Annotated in this window: 14 protein-coding genes and 1 pseudogene; all 15 read right to left on the reverse strand. The window is 32.4% G+C overall.

Features of this window, described 5'->3' with window-relative positions:
• Positions 1–21 precede the first annotated feature (21 nt).
• Positions 22–876 (reverse strand): formylmethanofuran dehydrogenase subunit C, encoded by an 855-nt coding sequence (locus CI949_RS08610; protein ID WP_073160019.1) that lies wholly within the window; start codon positions 874–876, stop codon positions 22–24.
• Positions 869–1768: a formylmethanofuran--tetrahydromethanopterin N-formyltransferase gene (gene fhcD / locus CI949_RS08615; protein ID WP_073160018.1), complete on the reverse strand. Its 900-nt coding sequence runs from the start codon at positions 1766–1768 to the stop codon at positions 869–871. Before fhcD ends, CI949_RS08610 begins: the two co-directional genes overlap by 8 nt.
• Positions 1750–3426 (reverse strand): formylmethanofuran dehydrogenase subunit A, encoded by a 1677-nt coding sequence (locus CI949_RS08620; protein WP_089716791.1) that lies wholly within the window; start codon positions 3424–3426, stop codon positions 1750–1752. Before CI949_RS08620 ends, fhcD begins: the two co-directional genes overlap by 19 nt.
• Entirely contained in the window at positions 3419–4708 is a 1290-nt protein-coding gene (locus CI949_RS08625) for a formylmethanofuran dehydrogenase subunit B (RefSeq protein WP_073160016.1), read from the reverse strand. Before CI949_RS08625 ends, CI949_RS08620 begins: the two co-directional genes overlap by 8 nt.
• Entirely contained in the window at positions 4705–5055 is a 351-nt protein-coding gene (locus CI949_RS08630; RefSeq protein WP_073160015.1) for a molybdopterin dinucleotide binding domain-containing protein, read from the reverse strand. Before CI949_RS08630 ends, CI949_RS08625 begins: the two co-directional genes overlap by 4 nt.
• A 40-nt stretch (positions 5056–5095) precedes the next feature.
• Entirely contained in the window at positions 5096–6352 is a 1257-nt protein-coding gene (locus CI949_RS08635; protein WP_290765273.1) for an ATP-grasp domain-containing protein, read from the reverse strand.
• Positions 6339–7196 carry an NAD(P)-dependent methylenetetrahydromethanopterin dehydrogenase gene (locus CI949_RS08640; protein WP_290765276.1) on the reverse strand — a complete coding sequence of 286 codons (858 nt, stop codon included), beginning with the start codon at positions 7194–7196 and terminating at the stop codon, positions 6339–6341. Before CI949_RS08640 ends, CI949_RS08635 begins: the two co-directional genes overlap by 14 nt.
• A gap of 88 nt (positions 7197–7284) precedes the next feature.
• Positions 7285–8772: a DUF2193 domain-containing protein gene (locus tag CI949_RS08645; RefSeq protein ID WP_290765279.1), complete on the reverse strand. Its 1488-nt coding sequence runs from the start codon at positions 8770–8772 to the stop codon at positions 7285–7287.
• A gap of 408 nt (positions 8773–9180) precedes the next feature.
• On the reverse strand, positions 9181–10164 hold the full coding sequence (locus CI949_RS08650; RefSeq protein WP_290765282.1) for a beta-ribofuranosylaminobenzene 5'-phosphate synthase family protein: 984 nt from the start codon (positions 10162–10164) through the stop codon (positions 9181–9183).
• Between the two features lie 33 nt (positions 10165–10197).
• Positions 10198–10737, reverse strand: coding sequence for a DUF447 domain-containing protein (locus CI949_RS08655; RefSeq protein ID WP_089716788.1), 540 nt, complete (start codon positions 10735–10737; stop codon positions 10198–10200).
• Positions 10727–12133: a DUF6513 domain-containing protein gene (locus CI949_RS08660; protein WP_073160003.1), complete on the reverse strand. Its 1407-nt coding sequence runs from the start codon at positions 12131–12133 to the stop codon at positions 10727–10729. Before CI949_RS08660 ends, CI949_RS08655 begins: the two co-directional genes overlap by 11 nt.
• Positions 12112–13389: a HisA/HisF-related TIM barrel protein gene (locus CI949_RS08665; protein ID WP_290765289.1), complete on the reverse strand. Its 1278-nt coding sequence runs from the start codon at positions 13387–13389 to the stop codon at positions 12112–12114. The genes CI949_RS08660 and CI949_RS08665 overlap by 22 nt, the downstream gene beginning before the upstream one ends.
• Positions 13390–13393: 4 nt before the next feature.
• On the reverse strand, positions 13394–14989 hold the full coding sequence (locus tag CI949_RS08670; protein ID WP_290765292.1) for a sigma-54-dependent Fis family transcriptional regulator: 1596 nt from the start codon (positions 14987–14989) through the stop codon (positions 13394–13396).
• Positions 14990–15113: 124 nt separating this feature from the next.
• Entirely contained in the window at positions 15114–16292 is a 1179-nt protein-coding gene (nagZ, locus tag CI949_RS08675) for a beta-N-acetylhexosaminidase (protein WP_133618090.1), read from the reverse strand.
• A 65-nt stretch (positions 16293–16357) separates the two neighbouring features.
• Positions 16358–16645 (reverse strand): annotated as a pseudogene (locus CI949_RS08680) (galactokinase); the annotation flags it as partial.

Below are 16645 nucleotides of genomic sequence, written 5' to 3' on the forward strand. Positions count from 1 at the left end.
TCACTGCATTTTTGTTGAGGTCTAATCTTTTTTCCATATTAAAATTTCCCCTTTCCCTAATTCAGTATTGTCACCGGTATATCTCATATATTCTGAATTAAAAAACTGATCAGAAATTTCAATTTGATAATCATGCTGAAGATGCTTAAATGCAATATTTAAGAAATTAGGGAAATAGCTTATATTATAGCTAAAAGTAGGCAGAATTTCTAAGTCACTAAAGGTAATAATTGTTCCTCTTTTCATACCTGCTCCTGCTCTTTTTCCACATTTACCAAAAACATAGACAGAGCCAGCTATCATTTGAGCACCCAGCATGTCTCCACAATCACCTTTAATAACAATCTCGCCCCTGCGCATCTTATTAGCTACAAAGTTGCCTGCATTGCCTCCAATATAGATTAAACCCCTATTCATCCCGAGTTTATCACCTCTAAAAGCAGCACCGACATAATTACCAGCATCACCATTTACAGTTATTATACCCCCGGTCATTTCTGCTCCCAGCCAATCTCCTGCATCACCTTTAATTTCTATTTTGCCCCCACTCATCTCTGAACCAACATGCATTCCAATATCTCCATTTACTATAATTGTGCCTGAATTCATAGCAGCACCTAAATATTTAAAATTAGATAAGTCACCATCAATTTCAATCACTTCTGCTGGCTCTCCTTTAATTTCAAAAAAGTCCTGCAGTTGATAAATTTCTTTTCCGGCTCTAATTTCCAGCTCTTTTATCTCAGCCAATGTCATTTTTTTAATCAAATCTGCTCGTATATTTTCTACCTCCACAGGAATTTTACCAATCAGTTCTTTTCCTTTTTTGATTAAGGCTGGATTTTCTTTTTTTAATTTAAGTTTTAGTTTAGTCATCCAGATCACCTCGTAAAATTTCCTTGAGATAAAAGTTTTCTGTTCCAAGATCTCCACCATAATTACCTGCCGTTATTTTAACAACTCCATCTACAGCAGCTGCTTTGATTCCAACTCTCATAGCCTCTGCAGTTGCTTCCACACTTAAACCATCTATTACTATTTCTAAAACTGAACCAACATTCTCCACTAAATTTGACTCTGTTTGTGCTTTAATTGTTGGGCAGTATTTAGTATTAGTGGCAGCATTTAAAAATGAATACTTTGATTGAACTTTACTGCCACTGCTGACAATCCCCCCTGGGAAAGGCATAACAACCCCTTCTATTTTCCGCATTGCTTCGACTGCATTCTCCGCAGCATTTAAAGCAGTTTTAGAATCTTCTGCTGTTATAATTATATTGCCTCCACCTATACCTTTTTGAACCCCAAAGCTTTCTTCGATTAAGAATTCGCCCCCCATTATTGGAATTCTCCAGAATCTACGCTCATCGTAAAGCTTTGAAATCTGAAAGCCATCTCCAAAATAACGAATATTTCCACCAACTTTTATCATTTTTTCTGAATCAAGCCCATTAAAACAGGCTGTAGTTGCTGCAGTCATAATTGTTTGACCAATTCTTTTCCGCATCTCTTTTAAAAGTGATTTTTCTTTCATTGTAAAAAATAGTAAGCTGACTCCAGGCCTACCGTCTAAAGTTTCAGCTGGACTTAATTTCTTTTCGATTCCAGCTTCAATTCCACACTCAATGATCGAAGTTGCAAATCCTGTTGCCTCTCTGGCTGCAGTATCAACCCATTTTTCATTATCTGCTGTTACTATAACTCTGGTTCCATACATGGTAAAAGCTTCAGCAAAAGTATCTTCTATTTCTATTCCTTGGTAACGCATGGAATCACCTCAATTTTATCGTAATAATGATCGGTAACTGGATAATTATCTATTGAAATACTGTAGTACTTCTGGAAGTCCTCTCTAATTAACTCAATAATATTTTGATCATATTCGGGTTTTGTAACTAAGGTTTTACCAATTTCTAAGTTATCTAATAGTTCTCCTGCTTTAACAATCATTTTTCCTGATTTGAAAACATAGGCAGGATGAGCAAAAACTTCTGCAATATCATTATCTTCAATATTATTATAGATGGTTATATCTGCATCTGCTCCAACTCCCAGATGGCCTTTGTTTTTTAGTCCAAGTGCTTTAGCTGGCCCCGACCGACTAATTACTGCTATTTCACTCAAACTATATTCTCTATCCAGTGATGATAAATCCGTATACTCATCAAATTTATCATTTAAGTCTGAGATATAATCTTTCCTATAATTTTTATCCATCAGCAATTTTATAATCCAGGGATAAGCAGTAAAAGGACCTGCATTTGGATGATCTGTTGTCAAAAATACCTTCCAGGGATCTTCAATTTTTAAGAATAACTCCATTCCAGTTGCCCACTGAATATCATTAACTAAATTCTTTTTTTTATAGTTCATCGGCACAATTCCTGATCCAGTTTCCATTTCGACATCTGTATTAACCCATTTGTTTCCTGATAATTTATGCAGATTATATTCTAAAATACCGTCTGCAGTCATAGTTGTAGCTTCGCCAAATACAAGCTGGCCGATATCTACTGTTAATTTTGACTGTCTATTTATTTCAGCTGCAATTTCATCTGTAGCCATAGCAAATTTTATTTTTGAATCTTCATTTTTGCCATAACTGCTGAATTGAACATGGGTTATGTGCAGTCTATAATCCTCTAAAAGCTTCATCGTATTGATGGCTGTCTTGTAATTACCAGCTGAACCAAGATCATTTGTATGAAGATGAATCGGATGTGGTAGTTCAAGATCATCTGCAGCTTTAGCTAAAGCGAGCAATATCTCTTTCGGGCTCAAATCAAAATGGGTTCCTTTTTCATCAATCCCCCTCATCCTTTTGCCTTCTTTCCAGGCTTCAACTCCACCTGGATTAACAACCTTTAAGCCAAAAGCTCCTGTTACATTTATCAACCAGGCCAGATAATCTTTTAAAGCCTGCTGGTTATTTTCACTAATAAATTTTAAAACAAAATAGTTGTTGCCGCTTAATACCAAAAATCCTTTATCTATATAGGGTAGATCACCAAATTCTTCATGAATATGTTTGGCCTTCATTGGTGGACCCGCAGCTTCCATTACTGTTGTGTAACCCATTAAGCTGTAGCGATAACCTGTTACATAACTAGATGGAACTGTAGAACCAACACCCGAACGAAGTTTACCCTTACGGGCAACATTATCACGTCTGTGATCTTCAGGTCTTAAAACACGACCAGAGTTTACCTTAGGTCCGGCAATATGAGAATGAATGTCCACCCCACCTGCCATTACAATTTTTCCATTTAAATCGATTTCTTCTAAATCATCAGCAGCTTTTAGTTCTTTTACAACCTCAGGCTTTGGCTCAGCAGCAATTTTTCCATTTTCAATCCAAATATCTTCTTTAACCCCATCTTTATTATTTGTGGGATCATAGATTACTGCATTTTTAAGTCTAAGCATTTTCTATCAGCTCCCCTATTTGTGCTACTGCAGCTGCATCATCCGGCCACTCATCTTCTAGAAAAGATCTCAAATGCAGAGGAACATGATCCATTCGATAAACTGTTCCCGAAGCAGTAATCCCTTTCAAAGCTGAGGGTATTACGACATCTGCAAAATCACTGGTAAAATTCCAGTGTGGGTCAAGAATAATTGTTGGTATATCTTTTAAATGGGCAGCAGCTTTTTTTGGTAAATTACCTGCCGGGTCTGAAGCAATTATAAAAGCAGCATCTACTTCTTTATTAGCCAATAAATCTACTGCAGTATATTCTCCCGGATTATAGCGGGGATAGGCCTTACTGAAATTAACAGCGAAAGGATATCCTGTCTGCCAGGCCATAGTTATTTCACTACCAGCTACATTCCCGTGTCCGCGCATCGGCATCATTACAAATCGCCGCTGGTGATCATTATTTAAGTCTCTAATTAAACTCATCGCTGCCCAGGTGTTCATGTATTTAGCACCGGTCATAGTTAAACCCATACCGTAAAAAATACTTCCATAACGAGCATTTTTTAATTTTTCTGCAGCTGCTTCAATTTCTGCCAATTCTAAACCAGCAACTTTACCAGCTTCAGTTTCAGGTTTTTTACCCTGAATTATTAATCTTAATGCCATTAATAACTCAAAATCTTTTCCGGGTTCCACTCTAATAAATTGATCAGCCATTTTAGCTGTAGGTGTCTTACGAACATCAAAAACAATTACTTCTCGATCTGAACGATTTTTCTTAAAAAGCCCTTCTGAAAGCATAGTATATCTCTTAGAATGATTTGGATGAGCTTCAACTGGATTTGCCCCCCAAAAAACCATCAGATCAGATCTATTTTTTATTTCACCTAAAGTTGCTGTTATCATACCGACAAGCTGTTTGGCCATTGTTCCAGGGCCATGGCAAACTGAAGATGTACTATCAATATTTGCTCCAGATAATTCAGCCAATTTAACCGCATTTTTTTGAGCTTCAGCAGTAGTACTGCTCAAACCATAAATTAATGGATTTTTACTATTTTTTAAAATTTCTGCTGCTTTCTCAATAACTTCCTGATAGGTACTTTCTTCTCCATTAATCATTGGACTTGTTCTGTCTTTTAAAGCATGCTCATATTTTTTTCTGGAAATTGCACAGGCATTTTTGAGTTCTTCAATTTTATTATCTTTTACTTTAACTTCAATATTATCACAGAGTGCACCACAAAAAGTACAGGTTATGTTTTTAAAGGTTTTTAATTCTGTCAATTAGTCTGCGCCTCCTTTCGAATAAGTTTTACCACATTGCTTTTGGAATTAGGCATCCCAGTCCCGCCAGTATCAGTTCCAATTAAACTATTAGCGATACGGCCATAAGGCATAAATACTATATCCTCTTCTAAATCAGCTGCTTTACAACTTACTTCGACACTACCGGCCTCACTTTCTAAAATAACAGTTTCTCCTTCTTCAATGTTCATTCGCTGGAGCACATTTTTACTAACTTCAACATAAGAAGTTTCTTTTTTATAATTATCACTTTTTTTGCCAGAGACTGAAGCCATTCCCTGCTTTATTGTTCTACCAGTTATTAAAATAAAATTATTATCAGACAAAATTAATCCTCCCCTTTCTTAGAAACAAATTCAATATATCTTAAATAAAATATTTTTTAAACTCAGAAAAAACCAAATTTTTTATTGATAAATAATCATTTTTGTTTTTAGATTTAATAATTAAACTAAAAACAGGATCATCTTTTTTAAAAAATTCCCCTTTTTTCGGTAAATCTTTAATTTCAATTTTAGATTCGGCAAGTATTCTAGGGGGGATTTCTTGTTTTATTATTTTAAAAATTTCAGACAAAGTTTTTTTTAACTTAAAATTATGGTCAGTATAATAAATTACCTTAGCAGAAAGTCCTAAATCTCTTTTTAAATATTTTTTTAAATAATCAGCTGCTAATTCATTTTTTAAATAAATGTTGAGAAGTTCTTCTCGATAAATATCCTTTATTAATTCTACAGCAGCTGTAAAACGTGGATTTAATTCTATAAAAAATATACCCTGCTCATTTTTAATATAATCAATTCCATTAATTCCCTGCAGTGAATATTTTTTAACAAGCTCATTAATAAAAATACTTATAATATTTCTTGATTTCATATCTTCTTTGGTCAAAATATTCCCTGCATATTTAAAACTATTTTTAAACTTATAATTTACAGCATCCGCTTTTAATTCTTGGGTAAAAGAAAGTATTTTCGCTTTTTTACCATCTGCAGCAAATTGACAGGATCTATTATTTCCTTTAATAAATTCTTCTACAAAAAAGCTTTCGTTTGCAGTAAAATTATCTTTTAAAACTTTTTCTTTGGCAGTTCCAGCTTTAATTAATTTTAAATCTAAACCACCACCACTTTGATATGGTTTTATTATCAAATCTTTATCAATTTTATCTGAAAAATAGTAAAAATCGTTTTTATTCAAAAATAAATCAGGGGTTTTAAATCCAGCTTTTTCAGCCAGCTTAAATAAATTTTTTAAAGTCTTTTTTTGATTTAATTTCGAAATTACTGCCGCTGAATTACCCCTGATTCTTAGATTTTTAATTTTTTCTAGTTGGTAAAGCAGTTCAGGATGATTATCCCAAGCTGAAGCATAAATTAAATCATATTCTTGATTCTGATTTTGTCTTAGAAATTCTTTGACAGCTTCAAATAACATTTCGGTTTTAAAATTATGCTTATTTTCTTTGAGCGAATAAGAATAATCGACAATTTCTTTTAAATCAAGATCTCCAAAATAATCAAAGGAATAAATTTTTAAATTTTTCAAAGTCGAAAAACAGTCTGCTGCGGCTCTGGTTGAGAATGATGTTAAAATTAGATTTATATTTTTATAGTTTTTCATTTAATTTATATACTTCCACAGCATTTAAAATTAGATCGTTTGTTTTGAATAATTCTGCAACAGCTTTTTTATGAAGTTTCATCTTCAAACTACCAATGCCTAAGGCACCAAAAACTTTTATACCATCAATTGTATCACCATCTGCAGGTGGCTCGATCCCCTCTATACCAGCTGGACTAACAGCATTAATATCAGCCATAACTTTTATTGAATCCTCATTTTTCCACATTTCACGACTAATAAAATTAATCCCGGGAGGTCCTGCTGATAGAATTACTTCTTTATTTTTCATAGCTTTTATAAAATCTGCATCAGTTTTTGCTTCAACTCCCTTTATTTTTTCTAAATCATATTCTTCTTTTATCATTTCAGCTTTTTTATCAGCTTTTTCTTGACTGCGGGAAGTTATAGTTACTGAAGCACCCTCCATTGCAAAAAGAGCGGCGGCTCTAACACCAACTGGTCCAGTACCTGCTAAAATCAATACTTCACAACCAGCTAAATCTATTTCTTCTTTTACCTTTAAAACTGAGGCTGCAGCAGTCGTATTTGATCCATTTGAGTCCAGCATTACAGAAACGCGAAAATTTGCAAAAAATACATCTTTTACCGCTTCCATAATCTCTTCACCTTTTTCAACATCTGATCCACCAATAAAAACCGCGGTGTTTTTCATTTTTTTAGGTGAGCGGGTAAATATAGCTCCATAGATGATATCTTCTACTTCTTCTTTAGTAATTCCCGAATGAATTATTAAATTATCTGCACCCGCATCATAGGCTACTACCTGATCAAAAGTGCTTGCTCTTTTATCAGTATCTAACTGAATTAATAATTTTTTCATTTTTCCACCCCTATATAATTTGTGAAGACAGTGGATAATCCACTGTCTTCAACAAACATTTATTTAATTAGACTAGTGTTGTATTTTATTAAACAGTATCCTTCCAATTACAGTGCTTATGCTTCTTAACATACATACAAACTGCACAGTCTTTACAGTAGCGTGCTGGTGCAACTACTGAACCAGGATCTAATGCAATAATGTTAGTCATTAAAGTAGCAGTAACTGGCTCACTTGTCAATAGACATGGGAAATCAGCAAGACGCATTAAGGATGAGAATTTAACAGAAATTGAACAAGCTGGATAAGCATAGTCCTGTGTATTTTGAAGTACATAGCTTTCTTCAATTGGACTAAAGTCAACATCTATACCCTTAACTTTACAGCCGGCACCTATTGGCTCATCATCAATAATCTTGTCACCACGGTGAATCATATCCATAAAGTCAACATTATGGAGCTCTGCTGCCTGACCTCTAGCTGGATTTAAATTAACATAATTATGGAATCTCTTTGTTAAGAGATCTATAATCATTGGAGCTGTAAATCCTTCATCCCATAACATTGAACTAACTGCTGCAGCTGTTGAACCGGTTGCAACACTTAAAATATCATAGAGGCTGTCATAACCTTTATCTAATCCTCTTTCAAGAGTATTCTTCATTACATTAGATACAACTTCTACTATTTCCATGGTAACATCATCTTTAAGCATGTTAAATGTTGATTGGGCGATATGGTGACCAACATCACCAACACAATAAGCAGGAACTACAACAATATTAGCTGGATGAACTCCAGCTTCTTTAGCTGCTAAAACAAATGGTTTCATCCATTTTTTGTAGCGCTTCATGTATTCTCTGCAGTCAAATGAATCCATATCTGCATCTTCCATTAACTTAACCTGTGCATCTACAGGAGTATCATAAAGCATCTGCATTGTTTTTACTTCAGCTTCTGCTGCTTCTGCTGCTGTCTTACCTGCTTCTACAGCTTCAGTAAAGGCGCCACCAATACCATAAGAAGTATTCATACCCCAGGATTTTGCTGCAAGTATTGTTTTTTTGTAGTCACCATCAATATCAGTATTTTTTAATACTTCATTGACAACATTACTAACTGAGCCAGGGCTGAAAGCAAAGTCTACTACACAAGTTGGTCCATACATTCCACCATACCTGCGCATTGATTCTCTAGCAATTAAAGCCTCATCATTTTTTAACTGCTCCATAAACTTCTCTGCTGCTTTGCGGAAATCTGGATCTTCTTCATATAAGATTTCTAGAATTGGAGGTGTTTGATAATGTTCTACAAAAGGGTCATCTTTTGGTGCTATTGTATCTGTTAAATCTTTAAGTATTTCATAATGAGCTTTCACTGACTCAACATGTAAGTCTATAACTTCTTTTGACTGGCCTTCAATAGCTTTCATGTTCTTAACTGCATCTACATAAGGCTTAGCATCACTAATTGTGAACTTTGCCCCTCTTTTTTCTTTAAATACACCAACATCAGCCATTTGAGCCGCTACTGCCTCATCAATCATCTTTTTTGCAATTTTTTTATTAGCTGCCATAAAACATCCTCCTTTTAGTTTTAAAATAATCTTTTTCAAAATTTTGTTTAAACTTTCATTCTAAAATGCCCAAAAAAATCTACTCTACGATTTTCCTCCCCCCTTTTTTTATTATTAAAAATTAAAACAAACAAAAATGGAGATAGTAACATATTTCTAATTTCAAGATTTAGAAATAAATTCAATTAAATAAATGTTATAAAACAGCCTTAATTAACGAAAGCTTTAAATTTCATATGTTTTATCTCCATCTATATTATAATGCATAAATTATACCAATGAGCTTGTTTTATATTAAAAAAACTAAGCCTATTCTGACGGGGATATTAAGTTTTATTAATTGTGAATATTTAAACAATTAAAATTATTTATTAAATATATGTATAGTTTTAATACAGTGTTTATATTTTATACACTTTTTGTAATTTCAGCTCCATTATTTGCCGCTTTTGTGATATGAATTTCGTTTATCTTTTCTGATAATTTTTTCTGTAATTTTAGTTTAATTTTTTTAGCTTTTTCTTTATTTTCTACTAAACCATACAAGGCAGGCCCCCAGGAACTCTGACCACGAGCCAAAACACCCTCATTAACCATAAGATCAATGATTTCTTGAGCATGTTTTGAGCTGTACTTCCCTCCTTGAGCTTTGGAAAAATATTCAGATACATTATCTTCTATTATATTTAAGTGACTGCTGAATTTATCTATATTATTTTCTTCGACAGCTGGTAACATTCCTAAAAGCAGATGATGTGCATTTTCCGCACATTTTTGTACTGACATTTTTTCAATTTCATTAAATGCTTTAATTTCTTTTTTTCCTGATATTTTTTCTTTTTTAAAATGAGGAATTATTATTAAAAATCTCCATTCAGATGGTAATTTATTCTGATAGACTATCGGAGGTAAATATTGATCATTATTTTTATCTGAAATTGGTCTACCAGCATCAACAATAAATCCTCCCTGATAAAAAGCACCAAATCCTATTGCTGAGCGGCTGTGTTTACGGTCAACTATCTGAGCCAGTTCTTTAGGCTCTAACTTTAAGTCATATAGTTTATTTATCCCTTCGGCTACTGCCAAGCCAAACTGAGTCCCTGAGCCCAGTCCATAATGGGCAGGAAGTAATGATTCTATTATTATTCTAACACCTTGATTTTTAGTTAATAATTTTCTTTTCTTTAAATCAGATAAAAATTTTTCAATAATAAGTTTCTTTTTTTCTTTTTTTAAACCTTCAACTTCTAATTTACTGTTTTTTTCAACTTTGATTAAAGTATATGGTTCTACAATTGCTGCTCCAGAACCACCATAAATTCTACCTAAATCTCCATTTAAATCTAATTGACCAAAATGAATTCTAGCTGGAGTTTTAATTTGAATCAAGAATACCACTCCTATTGTATTGTAATTATTATTTTAAATATTTCTTTCAAGGAATTTTAAAAGCTCTTGAGTATTTTTGTCTCCTGTTTTATTTATCACTTTTCGATTTTGATTAATAAACTGCACCAAATCATTTTTTGTTTTTGTAATTCCTATTCTAGAAGCTATCACAGCCGCTTCTACTAATAAATTATTTGCTCTGTTAAAACCAATATATTTTCGGTTTTCTTCAGCTTTAGTGATCTCTACCTTAACCAAATATTTTTCTGCTTGTTCTTCAATATTTATTAGTTTAAATTGATAATAGCTACAGCAGTCAGTTAAATAATATAAATTTCTTTTTTCTATTTTTGAAAAATCTATTTTTGCTGATCCTAATGCAGCTTTTAGTAAATATTCTGCTTTATCAACTACATTTATAATGCCAGAATCTTTATTTTTTAAATTAGAAAAAGTATGACTTTTTTTATAAAGATTAAATACCGCTTTTTGCTGTATAAATTCTACTCCTACTGCTGCAAAATGGGGTTCATTATCCTTATTAACTGTGCTGACCACCGTTTCAATTATCATTTTTTTTCTCCTTAAATTTTTCTGATTTAAAATTAGAATTTAAATATCCCCAATCAAGTTCATCTTCCTGTCTATAATTTTTAGATAAATTTAAGGCTGTATAAGCTTTCTGTAATTCTTTACCTAAATAAAAAGCATGTGAAGGCTCATTAGTATTTTTTAGTTCAAAAAATAGCTCACTGATATCTCTGCCTCTGTATTCTTCTTCTGCATTAAAAATATTTATTGCTTTTCCATCATTTAAAATTCTATAATTACTGTCTGTAATTGAGTTTTTAATTTCTTTAACTTCTTCCCTGGTATAATTCCTATCTTTTCTATCTTTAAGATTAAGCAGCAAATTAGACAAGTTATTGGGTAAACTGTTTTCTTGCTCGGCGTGTGAAATAATTTTAAGTGCTAAGTCTAATTCTTTTACTGCTCCACGGGTTTTAAAAGAAGCTTCAGTAATTAAGAGATATTCAATATTTAATTCCACCGCTAAAGCTGCTGCAATAAAATTTAGACCTGTACTATCACAATCACTTAATTCAATTAAATTTCCAACTCCCATCATCATTTCCTGTTTTAATTTTTTGTCTTTAGCTAAACTCAAGTACCTAAAAAGCGATTCACTAAAACCAAAATTAATTGGATCTAAAATTGGATCTACTATATAATTTTTAATCCCCTTTTTCTTAACTTTTTTTATATTTTTATATAATGATTTTAGATTTCCTGATTCCGGATCTGGAATAATTACAGGTAAATAATTTACCTCATAATTTAAAACTTCAAGATTATGACTATTAATACTTAATAAATAATCAATTCCTGTTTTGGAAGCTCTAATTATTTCATCTTGGTCAAAAGTATCTATACTAAGCTGATAATTTTTTTCTTTTAATGAATAAATCACTTCTTCTAGATGGGGAAATTCTCTTCCATTCACACACCCTAGATCAATTATATCGGCTCCATTCTGATGATAGTAATCAGCTATTTTTATTATTTCATCTAAATCCATTAGAGAAGCTTCATTTATTTCTGCAATGATTTTATGGCCTCTTTTTTCTTGTTCAAAATCAATTTTTGCTGCTTTTTTTCCAAAAAATTCTGGTAAATCTATTATCTCATCAGGCCCTTTTTGAAATTCAAGCAGTTCGTTTTTTAATTCTTTATTAATTATTTCTATTTCTGCTTGAGAACGTCCCGGCAAAATTATTTCTAAATTTTCTGCAGAACTATGAATTTCAGCTTTTTTTAAATTTCTGATGATAAAACTGCTGTCCATTAAAGCAGCAACTGTTATTGGCATTTTTAAAATTTGATAATCAAAATCTAAATTTAACCTTGCCAATGTTTTTTTTAAAGAGGAATATGCCAGCTTACCAGTTAAAAATATTTTTTTAGGCATGATTTCACCTCTTTTGGCTCAGAAATAACACTTGTATCAGCTAGTTGTGATAATTTTTCTGTATTTTTTAAATCAATTTCTCTAGGAAAAACATCAACTTCTTTACCAGGAGCAGCTGAAACAAGATTTTGATCAATATCGGTTGGTAAAACTACAACTGGCAGTTTTGTTTTGCCGGCATGGGCCAGCAAATTACTCACCAGAGTATCGGAAATGCCTAATACAAATTTGGCAGTGGTATTAGAAGTCGTAGGAGCTGAAACTAATGCATCATAATAACCTTTATAAATTTTACCGATAATTGGAGAACTGGCAGAGTTATCTTTGTAAATTTGACAGCCCAAATTTTCTAAACGCTGATAGAATTTATAAATTTTTAAAACTTCCAAACCGGCCTTACTTAGATAGATATCAATTTTTAATTTACTATTTTCTGCAAGAAGTTCTTCAATCTGATCAATGCTTTCCCGAAGCAGATGACCGGCTCCTGTAATACACCAGGCAATTTGATACAAGATATCATCAGCTTCAATTAATTTTACTTCTTTTTCGCCGAGTGAACCGTTGTGAAATGCTGAAGCAATTAAAACTCCAGAAAATTGTAACCGCTTTAATTTTTTAATATCTCTATAATCTTTAACTCCCCCACCGGTAATCAGATTTAATTCTGGAAATTCGATTTTGAGCTCTCTAATATATTTTGAGATACCTGAAGCTGTACCAACATTGGCCAAATCAAGTATAATAAAATTTTGAAAACCTAATTTTTTTATTTCATTTACTATATTTTTCAAAGTTTTATTCTGCCATTTTTGAATATTATGGATCAAACTACCTGCTTTTAAGTCCATACTAATAATAATTTTAGCTTTATAATCTTTTAATTCATTTAAAAAAGACAAATTTTTAATTGTTTCAGTTGCTATAACTGCATAATCCAGAAACTCTTCTAAATAAGGAATTGGAGAATTATTTCTATCAAATGCTGCATCAAGAATTATTTCCAGATCAGGATACTCATTTTTAATTTTTTTAATCATTTTTATATTATTAGTATCTCCTAAAATTGCATCTAAATCAGCAATATAAATTTTTCTTATGCCTAATTTTTCATAAAATGCAGCTGCAGCAGCTAAAGGGGTGATTTCTCCATCTTTTAAAATTCTGCTTTCAACTGCTTGATACTCATTTCTTTTCCCTGCCACTGCCCTGACTACAATAGAATCTTTAATATCGATTACTGCAACTGCGTCCATTTTTTCACTTCCTTTCTATATTATATTTATTTAATTTATTATATAAAGTAGCCCGACTGATATTTAATATCTCTGCAGCCTTTGATATATTATAATTACTTTTTTCTAAAGCATTAATAACTGCAGTTTTTTCAGCAGCTTCCAAACTCATTAAATCTAGTTTTTTTTCTTTAGTATTTTGTGAGTTTATTAATTCTCGCGGCAGATGTTTTGGTTTAATTACCTCATCATCTAAAGCAAAAGTTATAATTCCTTCAATCATATTTTCTAGTTCTCTAACATTTCCAGGCCAGTTATATTCTAAAAAATATTTTTTGCTTATTTTTGCAACTTTTTTAACTGGAATTCCAAATTTTTGACAGTGAATTTTTATAAAATTATTTACTAACAGCATTATGTCATCTCTTCTATCTTTTAAGTTTGGGATGGGAATTCGAATAACATTGAGTCGATAATATAAATCCTCTCTAAATTCTCTTTTTTTTACTTTATCAATCAACTTTGACTTTGTTGCAGTTATTATTCTGACATCTATTGGCAGTGCATGTGTACCACCAATTCTTGTTACTTCTCGTTCCTGAATTACCCGCAGTAAATTCTGCTGAGCAGAAAGTGTCATCTCTTCTATCTCATCTAAAAATATTGTCCCTCCATTTGCTAATTCAAATTTACCTGGACGTCCACCTCTTCGTGCTCCGGTAAAGGCACCTTCTTCATATCCAAAGAACTCACTTTCCACCAAATCTTTGGGGACAGCTCCTACATTCACTGCCACAAAAGGACTGTTTTTACGGTGATTATAGTTGTGAATTGCCTGGGCAAACATTTCTTTACCTGTACCGCTTTCTCCGACCAGCATTACTGTTGAATCATTTCTAGCTGCAATTTGGGCCACTTCAATTGCTTTTTTCATATTTTTAGAATTTGTTATGATATCAGCAAAAGAATATCTAGCTTTGGATCCTGTTTTAGGAGCTGATTTGTCATTCTTACTTTTTAAAATTTTATCAGCAGGTATTTTATCTGTTAAAGTAAAGGCAAATAATTTAATAATCATTTCTAACAAATTATTATCCAATTCAGCTGTATAAAAAGCAGCTATACAGCCCTTTAAGTTATTGTATTGGTCTAAAATTGGATAAGCTGTTGAATTATAGGCTGTTAGATATTTAAAATAATGTTCTTCAGCTTTAACAGTAGCCGGTTGATTAGAATAAAGGGTTAAACCAGCTGCGTTTGTCCCCAAATAAAACTCACTAAAATTTTCACCTTTTTTTAAGTTTACAAACTCATTAAGATGATTTTTAGCAGAGAGAACATAACCTTCTTTATCTGTTATAAAAAAAACTGCAGAAATCTCACCAATGTTTTCTCTAAACTCTGAAAATATTCTATCAAATTTATCGTTAAAATCTTTATTTTTGCTTATTCTTAGTTCTATTTCATTTCTATTTAATAAAACTTTGTTTTTAAAGTTATTAGTTTTTAAACCATAGTTACTGCTTCTATTCCACGATTCTTTAATAACTTCTCTCAGAGGAGTATATTTTCGATCAATATTTGTGATTAGACTTTGAAGATCTGAATTATCTGCTGTCATCTAATCCTCCTTTCCTATATATATTTGAATTATGCTATCTATATAATTCTCTAAATATAATTTTTATCCTTCTTAAAAAGAAAAAACTTCGCAAATAATTGAAGTTTTAAGGCAAAATTGATTTTCACATGAATTCACTTAGTCTTTTCACTTTGAGTTTGAGTATTCTCTTAACAGATTCTTTAATTCTTTTTTTTGTGATTTCTCCATTTTTAACAGCTGTAGTCACGGCTGCTAATGCTTCTTTTTGCAGATCATAGCTGTGAGAAATTAAAACAATGTCACTGCCAGCTTTTATTGATCTAACTGCTCCCTGAACTGTACCAAAGTTTTTTGTAATTGCCCCCATTTCCATATCATCAGTGATAATTAAGCCCCTGAAGTCTAATTCTTCTCGTAATAGATCAGTCAAAACTGCTTTAGATAAAGTTGCCGGAATTCCAGCTTCAGTTTCAATAGCGGGAAAATATATATGAGCAGCCATTATTACTTCCACTCCGACTTCTATTGCTTTTTTAAACGGGTATAATTCTACCGCATCAAGTCGGGCTCGAGAGTGGTTGATTACTGGAAGAGCAGTGTGAGAATCAGTTACAGTATCACCATGACCAGGAAAGTGTTTCGCAGCTGCTATAATTCCTTCAGATTGGAGTCCTTTAATATAAGCTGCTCCCATTTTGGCAACAAGTTCTGGTTCTGCTCCAAATGATCGCTCTCCAATCACCGGATTATTTGGATTATTATTTACATCCAGTACTGGCGCCAAATTAAGATTTACTCCTACACCTTTTAATTCCCTGGCAGTTACTGCAGCAGTTTTTCTTGTTCTTTCTTGATTACCAGCAGCTCCTAAAATTTGATTAGCCGGAAAATAACTTAAATCTTTAATTCTCCTTACTTTACCACCTTCCTGATCTACAGCTATAAAAAGTGGTATCCCGGCACCATTGTTTAAGGCCAGCTCCTGTAAATTTTTAGATAATTTTTGGGTCTGCTCCAAATTTTCTATGTTTCTAGTAAAATAAATTACTCCTCCTACATAATAATTTTCAAGTAAATCTTTAATTTGTGAATCAATAGTTTGAGAATGAAATCCTACTAGAAAAAGCTGGCCCACTTGTTCTGCTAAAGTCATATTTTCTAGTTTATAGTCTATTAAATAATCTGCACCTGAATTAAAAAGTTTAATTAAATTAAACGTTTTAGGGAACGTTTTAGGAGGAGACTCTGCTCCAATAAAAGCAGAACATGAAAGAACCATTAGTATGACTAAGATAGTTAAAAATATAGTTTTTGGCATCATTAATCAGATCCTCTGTTAGTCAATTTTAAATTTCTCATTTTTTAAATAAAGACTCCCTTTAACCTCTAGTAATCCGGCTGAGGCTCTACATAAATTTTTCTAGCACCTGCTGCTGGATTGCTGATATAAACTTCAGCATCTATACCTGTTTCTTTTTTGTACTTTTCTTTAATTGTTTTAATAAACTGTTCTGTACGGTCTTTTTTGACTAAATTAACAGTACAGCCGCCAAAGCCAGCTCCGGTCATTCGTGCACCGGTTATATTTTCTTCAGCTGCTATCTCAACTAAAATATCTAGTTCCTTACAGCTGACCTCATAATCTTCACTCAAACTCTTGTGGGAAGCATACAT

The organism is Halanaerobium sp. (genome assembly GCF_003070835.1).

Bases quoted from the DNA above. Each gene is read 5' to 3' on its own strand.
- CI949_RS08610 (WP_073160019.1), bottom strand. From the start codon at position 876: ATGACTAAACTAAAACTTAAATTAAAAAAAGAAAATCCAGCCTTAATC.
- fhcD (WP_073160018.1), bottom strand. From the start codon at position 1,768: ATGCGTTACCAAGGAATAGAAATAGAAGATACTTTTGCTGAAGCTTTT.
- CI949_RS08620 (WP_089716791.1), bottom strand. From the start codon at position 3,426: ATGCTTAGACTTAAAAATGCAGTAATCTATGATCCCACAAATAATAAA.
- CI949_RS08635 (WP_290765273.1), bottom strand. From the start codon at position 6,352: ATGAAAAACTATAAAAATATAAATCTAATTTTAACATCATTCTCAACC.
- CI949_RS08640 (WP_290765276.1), bottom strand. From the start codon at position 7,196: ATGAAAAAATTATTAATTCAGTTAGATACTGATAAAAGAGCAAGCACT.
- CI949_RS08645 (WP_290765279.1), bottom strand. From the start codon at position 8,772: ATGGCAGCTAATAAAAAAATTGCAAAAAAGATGATTGATGAGGCAGTA.
- CI949_RS08655 (WP_089716788.1), bottom strand. From the start codon at position 10,737: ATGATAATTGAAACGGTGGTCAGCACAGTTAATAAGGATAATGAACCC.
- CI949_RS08660 (WP_073160003.1), bottom strand. From the start codon at position 12,133: ATGCCTAAAAAAATATTTTTAACTGGTAAGCTGGCATATTCCTCTTTA.
- CI949_RS08665 (WP_290765289.1), bottom strand. From the start codon at position 13,389: ATGGACGCAGTTGCAGTAATCGATATTAAAGATTCTATTGTAGTCAGG.
- CI949_RS08670 (WP_290765292.1), bottom strand. From the start codon at position 14,989: ATGACAGCAGATAATTCAGATCTTCAAAGTCTAATCACAAATATTGAT.
- nagZ (WP_133618090.1), bottom strand. From the start codon at position 16,292: ATGATGCCAAAAACTATATTTTTAACTATCTTAGTCATACTAATGGTT.